General features: G+C 34.1%; 18 protein-coding genes. 12 read left to right on the top strand and 6 right to left on the bottom strand.

All coding sequences use genetic code 11. The features are described from left to right. Nucleotides 1–118: 118 nt before the first annotated feature. The 6 genes from DFQ10_RS03120 to xdhC all read right to left on the bottom strand — a co-directional run bounded on the left by DFQ10_RS03120 (nucleotide 119) and on the right by xdhC (nucleotide 4,178). Nucleotides 119–445 (bottom strand): helix-turn-helix domain-containing protein, encoded by a 327-nt coding sequence (locus DFQ10_RS03120; RefSeq protein WP_115815955.1) that lies wholly within the window; start codon nucleotides 443–445, stop codon nucleotides 119–121. Between the two features lie 22 nt (nucleotides 446–467). Continuing rightward, complete coding sequence (locus DFQ10_RS03115) at nucleotides 468–668, bottom strand: hypothetical protein (RefSeq protein ID WP_147299169.1); 201 nt, start codon at nucleotides 666–668, stop codon at nucleotides 468–470. A 59-nt stretch (nucleotides 669–727) separates the two neighbouring features. After that, nucleotides 728–1,525 carry a hypothetical protein gene (locus DFQ10_RS03110; RefSeq protein WP_115815953.1) on the bottom strand — a complete coding sequence of 266 codons (798 nt, stop codon included), beginning with the start codon at nucleotides 1,523–1,525 and terminating at the stop codon, nucleotides 728–730. Between the two features lie 287 nt (nucleotides 1,526–1,812). After that, nucleotides 1,813–2,295, bottom strand: coding sequence for a nucleoside-triphosphatase (locus tag DFQ10_RS03105; RefSeq protein WP_115815952.1), 483 nt, complete (start codon nucleotides 2,293–2,295; stop codon nucleotides 1,813–1,815). Further along, nucleotides 2,292–3,299 carry a hypothetical protein gene (locus DFQ10_RS03100; protein WP_115815951.1) on the bottom strand — a complete coding sequence of 336 codons (1,008 nt, stop codon included), beginning with the start codon at nucleotides 3,297–3,299 and terminating at the stop codon, nucleotides 2,292–2,294. The genes DFQ10_RS03105 and DFQ10_RS03100 overlap by 4 nt, the downstream gene beginning before the upstream one ends. 96 nt (nucleotides 3,300–3,395) lie before the next feature. Further along, nucleotides 3,396–4,178: a xanthine dehydrogenase accessory protein XdhC gene (xdhC, locus tag DFQ10_RS03095; RefSeq protein ID WP_147299168.1), complete on the bottom strand. Its 783-nt coding sequence runs from the start codon at nucleotides 4,176–4,178 to the stop codon at nucleotides 3,396–3,398. A gap of 176 nt (nucleotides 4,179–4,354) precedes the next feature. Here xdhC and DFQ10_RS03090 point away from each other — a divergent pair, with 176 nt between their 5' ends. The 12 genes from DFQ10_RS03090 to DFQ10_RS03035 all read left to right on the top strand — a co-directional run bounded on the left by DFQ10_RS03090 (nucleotide 4,355) and on the right by DFQ10_RS03035 (nucleotide 17,444). Continuing rightward, nucleotides 4,355–4,690 (top strand): arsenosugar biosynthesis-associated peroxidase-like protein, encoded by a 336-nt coding sequence (locus DFQ10_RS03090; RefSeq protein WP_020895861.1) that lies wholly within the window; start codon nucleotides 4,355–4,357, stop codon nucleotides 4,688–4,690. A 69-nt stretch (nucleotides 4,691–4,759) separates the two neighbouring features. Further along, on the top strand, nucleotides 4,760–5,815 hold the full coding sequence (arsS, locus tag DFQ10_RS03085; protein ID WP_115815949.1) for an arsenosugar biosynthesis radical SAM (seleno)protein ArsS: 1,056 nt from the start codon (nucleotides 4,760–4,762) through the stop codon (nucleotides 5,813–5,815). A gap of 70 nt (nucleotides 5,816–5,885) precedes the next feature. Next, the gene (locus DFQ10_RS03080) at nucleotides 5,886–6,566 is read left to right on the top strand and encodes a DUF2064 domain-containing protein (RefSeq protein WP_115815948.1); all 681 of its coding nucleotides are present in this window, start codon (nucleotides 5,886–5,888) and stop codon (nucleotides 6,564–6,566) included. 89 nt (nucleotides 6,567–6,655) lie between these two features. Then, the gene (locus DFQ10_RS03075) at nucleotides 6,656–9,850 is read left to right on the top strand and encodes a SusC/RagA family TonB-linked outer membrane protein (protein ID WP_115815947.1); all 3,195 of its coding nucleotides are present in this window, start codon (nucleotides 6,656–6,658) and stop codon (nucleotides 9,848–9,850) included. Nucleotides 9,851–9,932: 82 nt separating this feature from the next. Continuing rightward, the gene (locus DFQ10_RS03070) at nucleotides 9,933–11,375 is read left to right on the top strand and encodes a SusD/RagB family nutrient-binding outer membrane lipoprotein (protein ID WP_115816427.1); all 1,443 of its coding nucleotides are present in this window, start codon (nucleotides 9,933–9,935) and stop codon (nucleotides 11,373–11,375) included. A gap of 6 nt (nucleotides 11,376–11,381) precedes the next feature. Further along, nucleotides 11,382–12,722 (top strand): sodium:solute symporter family transporter, encoded by a 1,341-nt coding sequence (locus DFQ10_RS03065; protein WP_115815946.1) that lies wholly within the window; start codon nucleotides 11,382–11,384, stop codon nucleotides 12,720–12,722. A gap of 25 nt (nucleotides 12,723–12,747) precedes the next feature. Then, the gene (locus DFQ10_RS03060) at nucleotides 12,748–13,575 is read left to right on the top strand and encodes a metallophosphoesterase family protein (protein ID WP_115816426.1); all 828 of its coding nucleotides are present in this window, start codon (nucleotides 12,748–12,750) and stop codon (nucleotides 13,573–13,575) included. A gap of 30 nt (nucleotides 13,576–13,605) precedes the next feature. Continuing rightward, nucleotides 13,606–14,100, top strand: a complete 495-nt coding sequence (locus tag DFQ10_RS03055) for a rhodanese-like domain-containing protein (RefSeq protein ID WP_115815945.1) — start codon at nucleotides 13,606–13,608, stop codon at nucleotides 14,098–14,100. Continuing rightward, nucleotides 14,093–14,722, top strand: coding sequence for a TIGR04282 family arsenosugar biosynthesis glycosyltransferase (locus tag DFQ10_RS03050; protein ID WP_115815944.1), 630 nt, complete (start codon nucleotides 14,093–14,095; stop codon nucleotides 14,720–14,722). Before DFQ10_RS03055 ends, DFQ10_RS03050 begins: the two co-directional genes overlap by 8 nt. Then, complete coding sequence (locus DFQ10_RS03045) at nucleotides 14,715–15,527, top strand: purine-nucleoside phosphorylase (protein WP_115815943.1); 813 nt, start codon at nucleotides 14,715–14,717, stop codon at nucleotides 15,525–15,527. Before DFQ10_RS03050 ends, DFQ10_RS03045 begins: the two co-directional genes overlap by 8 nt. Nucleotides 15,528–15,647: 120 nt before the next feature. Beyond that, entirely contained in the window at nucleotides 15,648–16,556 is a 909-nt protein-coding gene (locus DFQ10_RS03040; RefSeq protein WP_115815942.1) for a sterol desaturase family protein, read from the top strand. A gap of 27 nt (nucleotides 16,557–16,583) precedes the next feature. Further along, nucleotides 16,584–17,444, top strand: a complete 861-nt coding sequence (locus DFQ10_RS03035) for a DUF547 domain-containing protein (RefSeq protein ID WP_115815941.1) — start codon at nucleotides 16,584–16,586, stop codon at nucleotides 17,442–17,444. The last annotated feature ends 15 nt before the right edge of the window (nucleotides 17,445–17,459 follow it).

Raw genomic sequence — 17,459 nt, 5'->3', positions numbered from 1 at the left:
TGCGGAACATCTACTTACCAGACCTGTCAGGTTCTAAAAACCTTACAGGACTAATTCAGTGTTTCTAAATTAGGACGATACTTTCAAGTTCGTGTAGGCTTTGATGATTTTACACTTCTTAATTTGGATTAATACTTTCTTCTAAAGTGTTTACTTCATCACCAAATATTCTATATACAAAATCCCTTAATGCTGGTGCTAACATTCTATAGAGTTCTAATTTATCTTCGGGTATATCATCTTCTGATATGGTTAAAAAATAAAGTATTGGTTGAGGTATTTCTAATACCTTACATAACTTTTCTAATGTATCTGGATTTGGGTTATAAGTACCCCTTATTATTTGTGATAATGCAGTAGTACTTTTACCAATTTTACCAGCTACCTCAACCTGAGTTAACTTTTTTTGTTTAATCAGTTTACCGATAACTTTACCTAATTCCATATTTTATAATTGTTGCCAACGATTATCCAGAGCCTGAAAATATCTTTACAATAGCTCCTATAATCTGTATTATTTTAAGAACAATATCGGAGTACTCTTTTTTACTTTTAGCACTAACGAGCTCGCCCTTTAATTCCTTTAATAAGTCTTTATTTTTTGGTGATGTACTTTTATCTTTTATTGCATCATCAATTTTTTCTAATAATTTATGTTTTTCTATCATCGCCTGTGGCATTTAATTAAAATTAAAATGCTAAGGCTGAATATTTATTTATTCAAGCCTTAACCTACTAAAACGGAGGTTAAAGCTGTTGAGTCGTAGTCGTCTAAATTTTTGAAGTGGAAGCTGTGTAATTTGGTAAATATATGCCTGAGGTTCCGAAGTAGCTTTTTTGTTAAATTGAGATGGAAACTTATCTGTCTTAACAATGAACGAATAAGTCTGCGTGCTTTCTTAATCTCTTCATATTCCTCTATAATATATTTATACTCATAAGCATCATCTATTTCATCTTCAGTTAAAAGCTCAGAAATGTTCTTAAATAACTTATCAAAAACAGAAATAATAAATGAACCAATAAATAAAAATAGCTTATGGTCAATTGAAATAACGTTAGAAAGTTTGTCTATCTTTTCTTTTAAAACATCAGTGGATGTTATAATTGTTTTAGACTTTTGTGCTTCAATCCTTTCTTTTAATACTATTTCTCTTTTCTTTAAAGAATCTTCAATACTATTTTTTAAAGAAATATTATGTGCTATGGATTTAGATTCATAGGTGCTTGCATCTTTTCTTTCTCCATAATAATTCTTATCAGATTTAAATCGATAATTATATTGTGATAGATTTACTTTTTTAAATTTTTTTCTTTCTAGAGTATTAAAGCTGTTATTCAGGTCTTTATTTATTTCTTTTAACGTTGCATCAATATATTGTACACGATCTTGTATCAAATCTTGTTCACACAATTGATTGCTAACATTACCCTTGAAGACATAGTTATATTTTTTTAGCCTCGTAGGTAATTCTTCCTTTTTTTTACAGCTAATTTTTTTAGTAGATTTCTTTAAAAACTCCATCCTTCAATTATTTAATACCACAAATATAAGTAAAACTTACATATTCATCTAATAAAACGTGTTTATTATTAATTTTAAGAGTGATTTAACTCGGTTTCTTAGAATTTTAATAAGTAGATAGCTTTTAAGTAACGATGGCTTAATTCATCATTAAAATCGGTACAAAGCTATTTTTTTTACTTATCTGAAGTTTGAGATAAAGTACTACTGTTGAGGTTAGTGTATTGGCTAGGAATTGAATAATTCCATTTTGATGTACCATGTTAAAATTACGTAGAAAAACTACCTTATAAATTCTTTAATTCTTCCCTTTCAAGAATTTTATATTCAGAAATACTATAATGCGTCAAAACAGTATCCAATAAATAATCTCTAACAACAAGTATGAGATGCTTGTTTTCATTACTTTCATAATTTGAAATCAATTTTTCAGCCGAATCATGCAAACCTTCCTTCCTCAATTCTAACTTCCCTAATTCATCAATAATAAGATATTGCGATTCGTTTTCTAAAGCGACAGCTAGTAAATAAGCATTCGCCTTTTCAAAACCCGATTTTAAAAATTTAAAGTTTCCAATTTCAATGATGGCTTCAGTGTCAAGTTCAGTTTCAAGTTCAAATTCATTCTTAGACTTTACTTCTAGAAAATAGCGCTTTCCTTCAGCATTATCCGGACATAATACTCCATCAACATCATCACGGTTTTTACACCACTCTAATAAAGCCGTTGTTTTTCCTGTTCGTACAGCACCTGTGAGGATATATATCATTCTGAAGGCACTTTAAAGTGAATACAATTAGAAATACTATTCGCCATAAAATACTGGAATCGCGTGTAGCCTTTTAAATGTTTTGTGTCTTTCCATGTGAATGCAATAATTTGACGAAAATACGGAAACAAGTCCATCGCATTCGCAATATCCTCTTGATATTTAGATTCTTTTTTTCGAAGATATTTCTGAACCAATTTCAACAAAAAAGGACCAATTACTAGATACCAAAGCATTAAAATCAAGAAACTTCTCAATACAATATAAATGGCTTTTTGCCACCCAAAAAGCGGACCTCCAAATATTGAAAAGGCCAAAACCATAACCGCAACTGTGCCTAGCCACACCCAAATGACTTTCGTTCTAAAAGCTACTTTTTTGGTTTTCTTATCAAGTTTATCCGTTTCAAGATGAAGATAAAAATCAGTTTCTGGTTTATTCGAAATAATCTTAATCGTGTTTTTAATAAAAATCCCAGCTAAAATTCCGCAAATCCCATATACCAAAAGATAGGTGGTGACTAAAACTGATGTTGTAGAGGTTTCTGAAACAAAATCTAATTTTTTCTGAACCCAAGCGCCATAAATATCGATGGCTTCCCAGAGGTTTGTTCCATAAACAATGGTTAGTATTAATAATTTTTGAAGGGCCGATTCTAAAAAGGTCACCATTCCTAAAACCATTATCGTAGCTCCTTTCCATGAGAAATTAGAAAATAAAATCGCTCCTAAAACCGCTTGAAAACTCACAGCAACATAAGCTCCAAAAGGTGAATATGGACTCACTGCCATTTTTATAATTAAGACAATGACCAATGCCTTTAAGATGGCTTGCCATTTATTTTCGGCATAATAAGCAATTAAACTTATAAGTAAAATGGACACGCCACCTACAATCAATCCTGTAAATGGCGAATTAAATACATGCAAAAAACCGCCTAAACCCGACTCGTTTAAAGCCCAAAGTGCTATTAGTTTTTCTATGATGGACTTGTTGTTTTTCATGCTACTTCCCGTGAAAACGGGAATCTTTTTAAGTTTTTCATTATTCAAAAACACCCCTAAAGTCCCCTCAAGGGGACAATCTTATTCAAATAACATTTATTTTTCGATGGTACATTTATAATGCACTTGAAGTAATTGGGCGACCACACTAATCGCGATTTCTTTTGGCGTATCTCCTCCGATATCTAATCCTATTGGACAAACCACATTTGTCATCCCTTCAGGAATATCCATCTCTTTAATCAACATAGTATTAAATCGTACTTTTTTTGTTTTACTGCCTATTAACCCTAAAAATTTAGTTTCATTTTGTAATGCCATGGTTATCAAATCAAAATCGATGGCGTGATTATGTGTCAGCACTAAAACATAACAATTAGGTCCCCATTTCACAGCATCTTTAAACGATTTAAAATCGGTTTCATTGGCTTGATGCGTCGTTACACTGCTGTCTAATTCTAAATTAGAAAACCAATCGTCACGTGAATCTATAAGGTTCACCTTAAAAGGTGTATCGACTAAAAGTTTGCAGATTTCAACACCAATATGTCCTGCTCCAAATAAAAATAATTCTGGTGATTGATTCATGGGTTCTATGATAAATTCTACTTTTCCGCCGCAACATTGTTCAAATTCCGGACCTAAAGTATAGGTAGATTCAATAATTCTATTCGCTTTTAAAGCAACAATAGCTTCGTCTATGGCTTTAAATTCAAGCTTCCCTCCTCCTATGGTTCCGTGAATATCTTTGTTCTCAGTCACAAGCATACGCGAACCCACCACACAAGGTGTTGACCCTAAACACTTCGTTACCGTTATAAAGGCAACAGGTATTTGCTTTTGTTTAAATTCAGAAAGTAATTCAATCCAATTTTGCATTTCTAATAAAAAAAGAGAATTTAAAAGTAAGGTTTTTTGATTGAAATGCTCTTCTATTTTTAAAACTAGCGCCAAACCTTTTAATAGAAATCAATCTTTTAAAATTTTCTGTAATCTTTAAGATTTAACTTCGACTTAATCGTTATATTGATTTTTCTAAATCAAAAAATAATTTTATGTCGAAACCATATTACGATGCTGCGGATTTACGCAAGTTTGGAAAAATTACCGAATGGAGTGAAGAATTAGGAACTAAATTCTTTGACTATTACGGAAAAGTATTTGAAGAAGGCGCTTTAACAGCGCGTGAAAAATCACTCATAGCTTTAGCTGTAGCGCACACGGAACAGTGTCCGTATTGTATAGATGCTTATACAAAAGACACCTTGCAACGTGGCATTACCAAAGAGCAAATGATGGAAGCTATACATGTTGGAGCAGCGATAAAAAGCGGTGCCACTTTAGTGCATGGTGTACAAATGATGAATAAGGTTAATAAACTTGATGGATAATGTCTGGTCGAGTACAATTGAGACCTAAACCTCTCAACTGCGCTCGAAAAGACAACTTTAAAATAATATATGGCAACAAAGTCCCTAAAGAAACTCGGAAATAACTTAGCACAAAGCAATAAACAATTAGAAATACTTTCTAATGGCATCTTTAAAAGTGGTAAATTACCAACCTTTAAAGATAAGATTTCAGAAACGAGTCAATTTCCTATAAAAGCAAAAAAACTAGAAATTCTACAGATTAATGTTGGTTACATGTGTAACCAAGTTTGTGATCATTGCCACGTAGATGCTGGTCCGGACAGAAAAGAAATTATGACGAGAGACACCATGAGACAATGTCTTGAGGTGATTAAAAATTCTGGAGCACACACACTAGATTTAACTGGTGGAGCACCAGAAATGAATCCTGATTTTAGATGGTTTGTAGAAGAAGCTTCAAAGGTTGGTATTACAGATTTTATAGTTCGTTCTAATTTAACTATTATTAGAGCCAATAAAAAATATTACGATTTACCAGAATTCTTTAAAAAGCACAATGTACACGTGGTAAGTTCTATGCCACACTGGACGCGTGGAAAAACGGATAAACAACGTGGAGATGGTGTTTTTGATAAATCTATTAAAGCCTTACAAGAATTAAATGCTGTTGGTTACGGAATGCCAGGAAGTGACCTAAGATTAGACTTGGTTTACAATCCATCTGGAGCCTTTTTACCAGGTGATCAAGTTGCGATGGAAAAGGATTTCAAAAAGGCATTGATGGACGATTTCGGAATTGAATTTCATAATCTATTTGCCATTACAAATTTACCTATCGCACGATTCTTAGATTATTTAATCGCTTCAGAAAACTACGAAGATTATATGTATTCTTTAGTAGAAGCTTATAATCCGGCTGCTGTAGAAAATGTGATGTGTACCAATACCTTATCGATTAGTTGGGATGGTTATTTATTTGATTGTGATTTTAATCAGATGCTAGAATTACCCGTAAATAGTAAGTCGAGACATATTTCAGAATTTAACGAAGAATTATTAGAAGGACGAAACATTGTGATTTCGCAGCATTGTTATGGTTGTACTGCTGGCGCAGGAAGTAGCTGTCAGGGTGTTGTAGCATAACAAAATTCCTGCGAAGGCAGGAATCTCAGATTTAAACCAATTAAGGTTTCTGCCTTCGCAGGAATACATAATGAAGAACAAAACCGCCATATTAATCTTTGCAAATTCTGCAGAAAAAGAATTGACTTCAAAATCAATTTCTTCTTCTGACTTCTTTAATTTGCTTGATTCTGATACTGTAAAAACGGTTAAGAAAACGAATTTACCTTATTTTCATTTTTCCGAAAAAGAGCAAATAGGTAGTTCATTTGGCGAGCGCTTTACTAATGCCATTGAAGCCGTTTTTAATAAAGGCTTTGAACATGTTATTTCTCTCGGAAACGACATACCTCATCTTAGAGCCAATCATATTCTAAAAGCAACTCAAAACTTAGCAACTTCAGACTATGTTTTAGGACCTTCAACCGATGGAGGTTTTTATTTGATGGGTTTCAAAAAAACACATTTTAATAAAACTAGTTTTCAGAATTTACCTTGGCAAACCGCTAAATTAAGACAGCGTTTAAATACCGAATTACAACATCAAAACGAAAGTGTTTCTTATTTAGAAATACTCACAGATATTGATGATATTTCCGATATCGACTCCGTTTTAGAAAGTTTTAAAACTTTAGATTTTAAGATAAAACGATTGCTATTAATACTTCGAAGAACAATTAAGACCATTGTAACGTCTGCTTCCGTTTTTCAATATGCTACAGTCTTTAAATCACCATACAACAAAGGCTCACCAATATCACTTCATCTATAAAGAGGGATTTTAAAGCTATTAAAGTCCAAGAATTTTTACAACTAACGATTCTCACATCTTAAAAAATTGCCACGTTTTGTGGTCGTGATATGAAGTACATTTACTCATGCTTACTGCTATGCTTATGTCTATTGGGCAATGCGCAAATTACAATTACTGGAACCGTCACCGATGCCATTTCAAACACACCTTTACCGTTTGTAAACATCTCATCTAACAATGGCAATGGAACAACAACAGACGAGCAAGGCACATATAGCATTGTCGTCAACTCAAGTACCGAACAACTTACTTTTTCCTTTTTAGGTTTTAAAACCCAAACCATTAGTGTTGGTAATACAACTATAATCAATATTGCACTTGAAGAAGATTCCGCAGCTTTAGACGAAGTGGTCATTACTGCCTTAGGTTTAGAACGGGACACCAAAGAATTGGGTTACGCAGTTCAAGCCATTTCTGCTAAAAAATTAACGGAAGTAAAAACGGTGAACTTCCTAGACAACCTACAAGGTAAATTAGCCGGAGTTACCGTAACGCAAGGCGCCACAGGTCTTGGTTCTTCTTCCAAAATTACCATTAGAGGCGAAGCGTCCTTTTCTAACAACAATCCTTTATTTGTAGTTGATGGTGTCCCTATAAATAATGAAACGGTTTTTAATTTCACCAATGAAGCTGCAGCCGGATTTCAAGAAATTGATTTTGGTAATGGCGCCATGGAAGTCAATCCTGATGATATTGGCTCTGTTACTGTTTTAAAAGGTCCAAGTGCCGCAGCATTATATGGCACAAGAGCATCCAATGGTGTTATCGTTATTGAAACCAAAAACGGCAAAAACAAAAGAGGTTTAGGCATCAGTTTTAATTCCTCTCTTTTTGTAGACACTGCTTTTAGATTACCTGATTTTCAAAATTCTTATGGTCAAGGTAATTCTGGTCAGTTTGAATATAGTGATGGACTTGGAGGCGGCATCAATGATAATATCACCTATTCTTGGGGACCAAGATTAGACACTGGTTTGTTAATTCCGCAATTTGATAGTCCTGTGCAATTACCAAATGGCACTTTTGTTAGAGGTGGAGATACTGCGCTTTATGATGGTTTAGATATCACAGCAACACCTTTTGTTTCTAATCCAGATAACTTGAAGGATTTTTATGAAACTGGTGTTACAACCATTAATAATATTTCAGTGTCCAATGGATTTGATTCGGGTAACTACAGATTATCATTCACCGACTTGAGAAGTGAATCGATCATTCCTGGCGTGAATTTAGACCGCCAAACCATTGCTGCTAAATTAAACTTTCAACCAAGTGACAATACCGAAATCAATTCATCTTTTAGCTACATAAATTCTAGTAGTGACAATAGACCGTCTAATGGTTATGGAAGTGAAAATGCTAATTACTCTTTAGTAGCTTGGGGACCACGTTCTTTAAATATTGAAAATCTTAAAAATTATTGGCAACCTGGTTTAGAAGGCACTCAACAATATTCTTTTAACTACACGTTTTTTGACAATCCGTATTTCATCTTAAATGAGAACACCAATTCCTTTAATCGCGATCGTATTTTTGGAAATCTATCCATTACACAAGAACTGACTAAAAACTTAAGCATATCCTTAAGAACAGGAATGGATTATAGCACAGAGACTCGACAATTACGTAGAGCATACAGTAGTAATCGTTTCAGTAATGGTGCTTATGCTGAGCATGATGTAATGTTTAGAGAAGTGAATACCGATTTTTTGATCAACTATAAAAATCAGTTTAACCACTTTTCACTTGATGTCTTTTTAGGTGGAAACAGACTGAACCAAACCGCATCAACTAAACAATCGCAAACGGTTAATTTAGCACAACCCGGAATTTACAATTTAAACAATGCAGCATCACCAATTGAAGTTTTTCAGTTTGAAAGTGAAAAGCGAATTAATTCATTTTATGGTATTGCAAAACTGGGTTATAAAGATTATCTATTCTTAGATATTACGGGAAGAAATGATTGGTCTAGTGCTTTAGCTACACCTTTTTCCGTGGATGGCACTTCGTTCTTCTACCCTTCTGTGTCATCGAGTTTTATTTTATCTAATATTACGGAATTGCCAGACGTATTTTCGTTTGTAAAACTTAGAGCAAGTGTGGCACAAGTTGGAAATGATACTAGCGCTTACCAAACTTCAGGTGCTTTTGTATCGCAAACCCCTTATAATAGTCAACCCACATTTAGCGATCAAAATTTTATCCCAAATGCCAACTTAAAACCAGAACGCACCACCTCTTATGAATTTGGTACAGACCTACGCTTTTTTGAAAATAAATTGCGATTAGACGTTACCTATTACAATGCCAATACCGAAGACCAAATTATTTCTTTACCTGTGGCTATTTCTTCGGGCTACAATCAGCAAGTGGTTAATGGTGGAAACGTAAATACGCAAGGTGTGGAAATTATTTTAGGGATCACACCTATTCAAACCGATCATTTTAATTGGAATAGCACTTTTAACTTCGCAACGAATCGTTCTGTAATTAAAGATTTACCGCAAGCCGATGGCAGATTAACACTAGCCTACAGCAGAATTTATGATAGCGCCAACCAAACCGTTTGGTTTCAAGTGGAAGAAGGAGGACGTGTTGGTGATTTCTATGGAACAGGTTATGAAAAAAACGACAATGGCGAATTTTTAATTGATGATGAAGGTCGATTTATCGCAGATAATGATTTAAAAAAATTAGGAAATTACAATCCTGATTTCACTTTAGGCTGGAGTAACAATTTCAATTATAAAAATTGGAGTATGAGTTTTTTATTCGATTGGAGACAAGGAGGCGAAGTCGTTTCTAGAACACGCGCTTTAGGAAATGTTGGTGGTCAATTAGCCGAAACCAGCTATAGGCCAGATGCTGGAATTGTAGCGCAAGGTGTTAATGTAAATACAGGACAGGCAAATACCGTAGCGGTTTCGGCAGAAAGTTATTACCGACAGTTTTACGATAGAAATCACGAAGAAAACAACGTTTACGACGCTTCCTTTTTAAAGCTACGTCAGTTTTCCGTTGGCTATACGTTCAATATAAAAGATGGCTTTTTAGGATTGAAAGAAGGTGCTGATTTAAGCCTTTCGTTAGTTGGAAATAATCTATTTGCCATTACTGAGAATCCGCATTTTGACCCAGAACAATTAGCGGTTCAAGGGAATGGTTTTGTAAGTGGTGTAGAAGATATGAGTTATGCGACCACACGAAGTATTGGTTTTAAAGCCGGATTTAATTTCTAGTTCTCACAACAATGAGAATATCAAGAATAGTGAACAAAATAATAAACTTCCCTTTTTTAAGGGAATGAAAATAAAATTTTCAATGAAAAAAATTATATATATCGTCTCGGTTTTAAGCTTGATTTTTACCACAAGCTGTACCAAAGATTTTGAAGACATTAATACCAATCCAAATGCACCAAGTTCTGTTCAGCCTAGTTTATTACTGCGACAAGTTATTTATGATTTTGGCGAAAATATGAGCTACGAAGGTTTTGTTGCGGGCGATTTATTAGCGCAACACAGAACCGCTTTAGATTTTAATTTATTTGATAGACATGCGCTAAAATCACCACAATTAGGTGGCAATCCTTGGCCTATTTTTTATACCAATTTAAGAGATAACGAAATTATTCTCAACCAAGCCAGAACCACAGAAACCTTTGCCGTTTACGAAGGTCCTGCATTAATTTTAAAAGCGTATATGGCGGCTGGATTAACCGATTTATTTGGAGACGTTCCTTATTTTGAAGCTTTTAATGGCGTTAACGGCACAGTAACACCAGCATATGATTTGCAAGAAGAGATTTACCTCAACGAAAACGGCATTTTAGATAACTTAGATAAAGGTATTGCTGCCATTGAAGCGTATGCTAATGCCATTCCGCTAGAAGGCGATATTTTATTTAATGGTAATTTAGACGCTTGGATAAAATTCGCGAATGCCTTAAAAATTAAACATTTGGTGCGTATTTCTGATAAAATTGATGTTTCTAATGATTTACAATCCCTTTTTGATGAAGGCAACTATATCACTTCCAACAGTGAGAATGCCATTTTTAATTTTACAAATACAGACCCAAACAGTTTTAGGTTAGCCCAATTACGCATTGGTGATTTCAACAATTTTGTCTTATCCGAAACAATGGAAACGATTTTAGTGGGTTTAAATGATACACGACTTTCAAGTTTATTCCGACCATTTTCTAATTCAACTGCCAATGAATTTAATGGTTTATTAAACGGCATTGATGCGTCCTCTACGTCTATTGCTTTGTCTGATTATTCTTTAGCAAGCACTACTTTTAGAGAAGACACCTCAACTTTAGACGCTAATTTTATTACCGCTTGGGAAGTTCATTTTGCCTTAGCAGAAGCGGCTGCCAAAGGCATTATCAACGCAGATGCACAAACCCTTTATAATTCTGGAGTCACTTTAGCTTTCGAATATTGGAACACAGCATTACCTGTAGATTACCTCTCTGGTCCTGCAGCTTATGATTCAATTGGTGCAAATCCGATGGAACAAATCTTAACGCAGAAATGGATTGCTAATGTCATTAATGGTTATGAAGGTTGGATAGAATACCGAAGAACAGGTTTCCCCGAACTGCAAACCATTTCGGCAAGTTTAAACAATGATTTAATTCCGATTAGAATGCCTTATCCTGCCGAAGAAGCAGCTTTAAATTTTGAAAATTACAGTGTTGCTGCAACCGCAACGGACAGCAATAGTATAAACGTACCGGTTTGGTGGAACGAATAAACAGAGATGGATATAATTAACTGGCAATGGACATTGATAATCGTATCGAGTTTACTACTCTTTCTATTATCACCATTAGCAAAAACTACAGACGAATTTTTTAAGGCGGTTCATAAAAAGAAAGCACCTAATAGTTTAGTGCTTACTGGAAGTCTTATCATTTCTTGGATTTTTGCCAAGAGCATTACCAACGCTGCTAATTTAGGTTTAGACTTTGGTATTGTTGGTGGTGTTGCGTATGCTGGTTATTATGTATCATTTGCTGTCGCTGGTTTATTGATTTACAAAATGCGCGTTGTTGGTGGATTTAAAAGTATTCATCAGTTTTTGACCACCAAATTCGGAAAAGGAGCCATGGCTTTGTTTTCGATTCTGATTGCCATCAGGTTATTCAATGAAGTTTGGAGTAACACCATGGTTATTGGTAGTTATTTTGGAGAAACAGGCAGTTCCAATTATTATTGGGCCATTATCGTTTTCACCATTTTGACTCTAGCGTATGCGATAAAAGGAGGCTTAAGCAGTTCTATTTTTACTGATGTCATTCAAATGGTATTGTTTGGTATTCTGCTCATGGTAATTTTATGGAATATCTTTTCTATAGAAACCTTTAGCGTTACTGATGTAGTTACCTCAGGTACTTGGAGCTTTGAGTTAGGTTTAAATCTGTTTTTCGCTGCCATTATCCAATCCTTTAGTTATCCGTTTCACGATCCGGTTTTAACCGATAGAGCCTTTATCAGTTCACCTAAAGTCACCCGAAAAAGCTTTTTATGGGCAAGTTTATTAGGTGCTATTTGTATTATACTATTTAGTGTCATTGGCGTCTATGCACAAACACAAGGATTTAAAGGTCAAGCAGCCGTAGAAGTCGGCAAAGCCTTTGGCGTGGTTATTTTATTAGTCATTAATTTTATAATGATTACCTCAGCCGCTTCAACATTAGACTCTACGTTTTCGTCCTTTTCAAAATTATTAGCGATTGATTTAGGTATGGTTAACGATTTAACCTTTGGAAGAGCATCCATGGCTGCCATAGCGATTTTAGGAACACTACCTGTTTTTCTTGAAGCAGAAATTTTATCCGCAACCACCATATCAGGAACCATGGTTATTGGTTTAACCCCCATCTTTCTGTTTTGGAACATTAAAGTACCCAAAATAAGTTTCTATTTGAGTGTTATTACCGGGTTAGTATTTGGATTTACATTGGTTTTTAATGTGTTTCCGGAAGCCTTAATCTTTACAGAAGGCAAGTATGCAGATCTACTTTGGGTTAATATTTGGGGGATTTTAAGTTGTAATATTTTATATTTCATACCAAAATGGTTGAAATCAAATAAATAAGATGTCCACTTTCGTGGAAAATGTTATGAATAAAAACATAGTTGACATAGGAGAACTATCAGGTAAAGTATTACTCTTTGGTGGTGTTTACAGTAACCTTCAAGCACTTGAAGCACTAATTGCTATGGCAGAATCTGAAGGCATTCCACCAGAAAATTGTATTTGCACTGGCGATATTATTGGTTATTGCGCACAACCCGAAGAAACTATTCAAACTTTTAAAAACTGGAATGCCAGAAGCATCGTTGGTAATGTAGAAATTCAACTACGTGATGATGAAGACGATTGTGGTTGCGATTTTAGAGAAGGTTCACGATGCGATGGTTTTTCACAACAATGGTATCCGTATGCAAAGAGCAAACTCTCAAAAGATTCACTTGACTATCTTGACACGCTTCCAGATCATATACAATTCACAATGGGAGATCAAAAGGTGACTGTTGTACATGGTTCGTATTTTAATGTTTCAGAATTTATTTTCAAATCGACAGCTTGGGCGACTAAGCACTCTAATTTTGAAGCTACCGAAAGTGATATCATTATTGCTGGCCATTGTGGTCTACCTTTCGAACATAAAAACAGCGATAAACTTTGGATAAATCCTGGTGTGATTGGTATGCCTGCTAATGATGGAAAACCCAATGTTTGGTTTGCTATTTTGGATGACTCGACAAAACCTTTGCAAGTAAATTTTTATAAGTTAGACTATAACCATACGCTCACTAACAAATTAATGCTAAACGGATTGCTTCCAGAATCTTATGCAAAAACGATCGTTTCAGGGATTTGGGACAACATGGAAATTTTACCTGAAGCCGAAAAACAGCAACAACGAAAACCACTAGAATTGTAAGGTTAATTAAATTATTTATACTAATCACAAATGCGAAACCTCTTTATCTTATCTTTTTTACTCTTAAGTTGCTTTGGAAATAGCCAAGAAACCCTTCAAGAGTTATTAAAAACTCATAATAAAGAGCGTATTCCTTATATTTCTGTTCAAGAATTAGCGATGCCAAAAACGGATGCTATTTTATTGGATGCCAGAGAACTTAAAGAATACAATGTAAGTCATCTTGAGGATGCTATACATGTTGGCTACGATAATTTCGATTTAGATACTGTTGTAAAAACACTGCCTGATACAACATCAACTATTGTTGTATATTGTTCTGTTGGTATTCGATCTGAAGACATTGCAGAACAACTTAAAAAGAAAGGCTACACCAATGTTTACAATTTATTTGGTGGTATTTTTGAATGGAAGAACAACAATTTTCCCGTATATAATTCCGAAGAAAAGGAAACAGATCACGTACACGCTTACTCTAAAGACTGGAGTAAATGGTTATTAAAAGGCATTAAAATCTATGAATAAATCACTTGTTATTGTGTTTGTTAAAAACATAAAATTAGGAACTGTAAAAACAAGACTCGCTAAAACTATTGGCGATTTTGGTGCGTTTGAAGTGTACACCGAATTGGTAAAAATTACTGAAAAAGCAACTCAAAAATTAGACATAGATAAACGCATTTATTTTTCTAATGCTATTGTAGATGACCAATGGAAAGGTGAATTTAAAGCGGTACAACATGGAGCTGATTTAGGAGAACGCATGCTTAACGCTTTTAAAGATGGATTTGATGCTGGCTATAACAACATCGTATTGATTGGTTCTGATTTACCAGACATTCATTCTACACATATAAAAAATGGATTAGAGGCCTTAAATACGAGTGAAGTGGTTTTTGGACCAGCAGAAGATGGCGGCTATTATTTGGTAGGCATGTCTAAATTGAATACCGAAATTTTCACCAACAAACCATGGAGTCAACCCAATTTATTTCAGTTAACGTTACAAGAGTTACAGAGTAATCAAATTTCAGTTGGTATCTTGGACACTTTAAACGATATTGACACCTATGAAGACTTAATTGCTTCAGACTTTTATAAATCGAACATCAAATTACAAGAAAAAATACAGCAACTCAATGATTAACCAAATAACAGAAAGCACAGCATATTTACAAGGCAAAGGCTTTGATCAACCCGAAATCGGCATCATTTTAGGTACCGGTTTAGGACAATTAGTTAATGAAATTGAAATCATAGCCGAAGCAAGTTATAATCACATTCCCAACTTTCCTACAGCAACCGTAGAGTTTCATAAAGGGAAACTTATTTATGGTAATCTTGAAGGTAAAAAGGTTGTGGTAATGCAAGGCCGTTTTCATGTTTATGAAGGGTATACCTTGCAAGATGTGACTTTCCCTGTACGGATTATGGAAAAATTAGGTATTAAAACTTTATTGGTTTCAAATGCTTCCGGAGCCATTAATCTCAATTATAAAAAAGGAGAATTAATGCTTATTGACGATCATATTAATCTTCAAGGAGGTTCACCTTTAGCGTTTAAAGGCGTTTCAGAATTAGGAGAACGTTTTGCAGATATGAGTGCACCTTATGATGCCGAAATTAATGCGAAATTTGAAAGCATTGCTAAAGCACACAATATAACATTACACAAAGGTGTTTATACTAGTGTGGTTGGCCCTCAACTTGAAACACGTGCAGAATATCGCATGTTAAAAATCATTGGATCTGATGCTGTTGGCATGAGTACGGTTCCAGAAATTATTGTGGCAAACCACTTAAATTTAAAAGTTGCAGCCGTTTCTGTGTTAACAGACGAATGTGATCCAGAAAATTTAAAACCAGTTGATATTTCTGAAATCATTGCTATGGCGGAAAAAGCAGAACCAAATATGATTACGCTATTTAAAGAGCTGATTAAGACCTTATAAAAAAAGATCTGCTAGGTTTAAAAAACCTTATTGACAAAAAAAATATAGAAACAATACCTACTAGGTTTTATAAACCTTGCAGGATAACAAAAAAGATTCCTGCCTACTCAGGAAGCAACTATGGAAAAATACTTAGACCTCATAAAAAAATCCTATTCAGGATATTGGAATTACCTCAAATACGAACTTATTGACCTCAATCATTGGGACAACTTTTTTTATGGTCTTATCCTCATTTCAATTTTAGTTTGGATTCTTGAAATTGCATTTCCTTGGAGAAAAGAGCAAGCCTTATTCCGAAAAGATTTTTGGCTAGATACGTTTTACATGTTTTTCAATTTCTTTTTATTGAATCTTATTGTTTTCATTGCCTTATCTAATACAGTTTCAGAGCTATTTAATGATGTTTTAGGTCTTATTGGACTATCTGTTTCTAGCTTTCAACTTTTTGATGTTGATGAACTTCCTAAATGGTTAGGCTTATTTATCTTTTTTATTGTTTCAGACTTTGTACAATGGAATACGCATCGGCTTTTGCACCGTTTTGAATGGTTATGGAATTTCCATAAAGTGCATCATTCTGTAAAAGAAATGGGCTTTGCCGCACACTTACGTTACCATTGGATGGAACCTGTGGTTTATAAATCTATACTTTATATTCCTATTGCTATCATTGGTGGTTTTGACGCACAAGATGTGGCTATTGTTTATTTCTTCAGCATTGCTATTGGTCATCTTAACCATGCTAATTTGGGTTGGGATTATGGCTTTTTAAAATACATTTTTAATAATCCTAAAATGCATATCTGGCATCATGTAAAAGAATTACCTGAAGATGTAAGGTTTGGTGTCAACTTTGGACTAACGTTAAGTCTATGGGATTACATTTTTAAAACCGATTATATACCACACGATGGTAGAGATATTGAACTCGGTTTTGAAGGTGATGAAAATTTTCCTAAAGATTTTTTAAAACAAGAATTGTATCCTGCGTTTTCAAAAAAACAGGACATCAAGAGTTCAGAATAGTAAATCTAACACCTAAAAACACCATACATGAAATATTTATCAGCCTTAATTGTCACCTTAATATTTACGTTATCGTGTAGTGGATTGCAACAAACAACTCAAGATAAAGCTATAGAAACAAATGCTTCTGAGCTTGTTTTTACAGAACAAAAAAAAGACAATAATTCTACTAAAATAAGCTTAGGGGAAGATGGTACCATAAGTGATGATGGCATTTCAGTAACTACAGAGCTTATTTATACGGAAGCTTTTGATCATGCTATTTTTAATGCATTGTTAAAAAAGTATGTTTCAGAAGATGGAAATGTAAATTATAAAGGTCTTAAAGCTGAATCAAAAACTTTACAGCGTTATATTGATTTATTAAAATTACACCAACCTAATGATGATTGGACTAAGAACGACAAACTCGCTTACTGGATTAATGCATACAACGCTTTAACCATAGATTTAATCCTCAGAAATTACCCAACAAAAAGTATAAAAGATATTAAAGATCCTTGGGATCAAAGGCTTTGGAAATTGGGTGATACTTGGCAAAATCTAAACGATATTGAGCATAAAATACTAAGAAAAATGAATGAACCTAGAATTCATTTTGCTATTGTTTGTGCTTCTGTATCGTGCCCAAAACTTCAGAATACAGCATTTACAGCTTCAAACTTAGATGCACAATTAACCAATGCTACAAAAGAATTTTTAGCGGATACGTCTAAAAACGAATTGTCTAAAGACAACATCAAGATTTCAAAAATATTTAAGTGGTTTAAAAAGGATTTTGAGCAAGATGGTAGCTTAATTGATTTCTTAAATCAATACTCAAATATTACCATTTCCGCATCTGCTAAAAAAAGCTATACCGATTACAATTGGAATTTAAATGATTAAAACTACGATCATTAA

Source organism: Winogradskyella eximia, assembly GCF_003386165.1.
In the GTDB taxonomy this organism is placed as follows: Bacteria; Bacteroidota; Bacteroidia; order Flavobacteriales; family Flavobacteriaceae; genus Winogradskyella; species Winogradskyella eximia.
This window is presented reverse-complemented; position numbering and strand designations above follow the sequence as displayed.

What these genes read in the sequence shown, in the direction of transcription:
- DFQ10_RS03120 (WP_115815955.1), bottom strand. Translation starts at nt 445, where the DNA reads ATGGAATTAGGTAAAGTTATCGGTAAACTGATTAAACAAAAAAAGTTA.
- DFQ10_RS03115 (WP_147299169.1), bottom strand. Translation starts at nt 668, where the DNA reads ATGATAGAAAAACATAAATTATTAGAAAAAATTGATGATGCAATAAAA.
- DFQ10_RS03110 (WP_115815953.1), bottom strand. Translation starts at nt 1,525, where the DNA reads ATGGAGTTTTTAAAGAAATCTACTAAAAAAATTAGCTGTAAAAAAAAG.
- DFQ10_RS03105 (WP_115815952.1), bottom strand. Translation starts at nt 2,295, where the DNA reads ATGATATATATCCTCACAGGTGCTGTACGAACAGGAAAAACAACGGCT.
- DFQ10_RS03100 (WP_115815951.1), bottom strand. Translation starts at nt 3,299, where the DNA reads ATGAAAAACAACAAGTCCATCATAGAAAAACTAATAGCACTTTGGGCT.
- xdhC (WP_147299168.1), bottom strand. Translation starts at nt 4,178, where the DNA reads ATGCAAAATTGGATTGAATTACTTTCTGAATTTAAACAAAAGCAAATA.
- DFQ10_RS03090 (WP_020895861.1), top strand. Translation starts at nt 4,355, where the DNA reads ATGTCGAAACCATATTACGATGCTGCGGATTTACGCAAGTTTGGAAAA.
- arsS (WP_115815949.1), top strand. Translation starts at nt 4,760, where the DNA reads ATGGCAACAAAGTCCCTAAAGAAACTCGGAAATAACTTAGCACAAAGC.
- DFQ10_RS03080 (WP_115815948.1), top strand. Translation starts at nt 5,886, where the DNA reads ATGAAGAACAAAACCGCCATATTAATCTTTGCAAATTCTGCAGAAAAA.
- DFQ10_RS03075 (WP_115815947.1), top strand. Translation starts at nt 6,656, where the DNA reads ATGAAGTACATTTACTCATGCTTACTGCTATGCTTATGTCTATTGGGC.
- DFQ10_RS03070 (WP_115816427.1), top strand. Translation starts at nt 9,933, where the DNA reads ATGAAAAAAATTATATATATCGTCTCGGTTTTAAGCTTGATTTTTACC.
- DFQ10_RS03065 (WP_115815946.1), top strand. Translation starts at nt 11,382, where the DNA reads ATGGATATAATTAACTGGCAATGGACATTGATAATCGTATCGAGTTTA.
- DFQ10_RS03060 (WP_115816426.1), top strand. Translation starts at nt 12,748, where the DNA reads ATGAATAAAAACATAGTTGACATAGGAGAACTATCAGGTAAAGTATTA.
- DFQ10_RS03055 (WP_115815945.1), top strand. Translation starts at nt 13,606, where the DNA reads ATGCGAAACCTCTTTATCTTATCTTTTTTACTCTTAAGTTGCTTTGGA.
- DFQ10_RS03050 (WP_115815944.1), top strand. Translation starts at nt 14,093, where the DNA reads ATGAATAAATCACTTGTTATTGTGTTTGTTAAAAACATAAAATTAGGA.
- DFQ10_RS03045 (WP_115815943.1), top strand. Translation starts at nt 14,715, where the DNA reads ATGATTAACCAAATAACAGAAAGCACAGCATATTTACAAGGCAAAGGC.
- DFQ10_RS03040 (WP_115815942.1), top strand. Translation starts at nt 15,648, where the DNA reads ATGGAAAAATACTTAGACCTCATAAAAAAATCCTATTCAGGATATTGG.
- DFQ10_RS03035 (WP_115815941.1), top strand. Translation starts at nt 16,584, where the DNA reads ATGAAATATTTATCAGCCTTAATTGTCACCTTAATATTTACGTTATCG.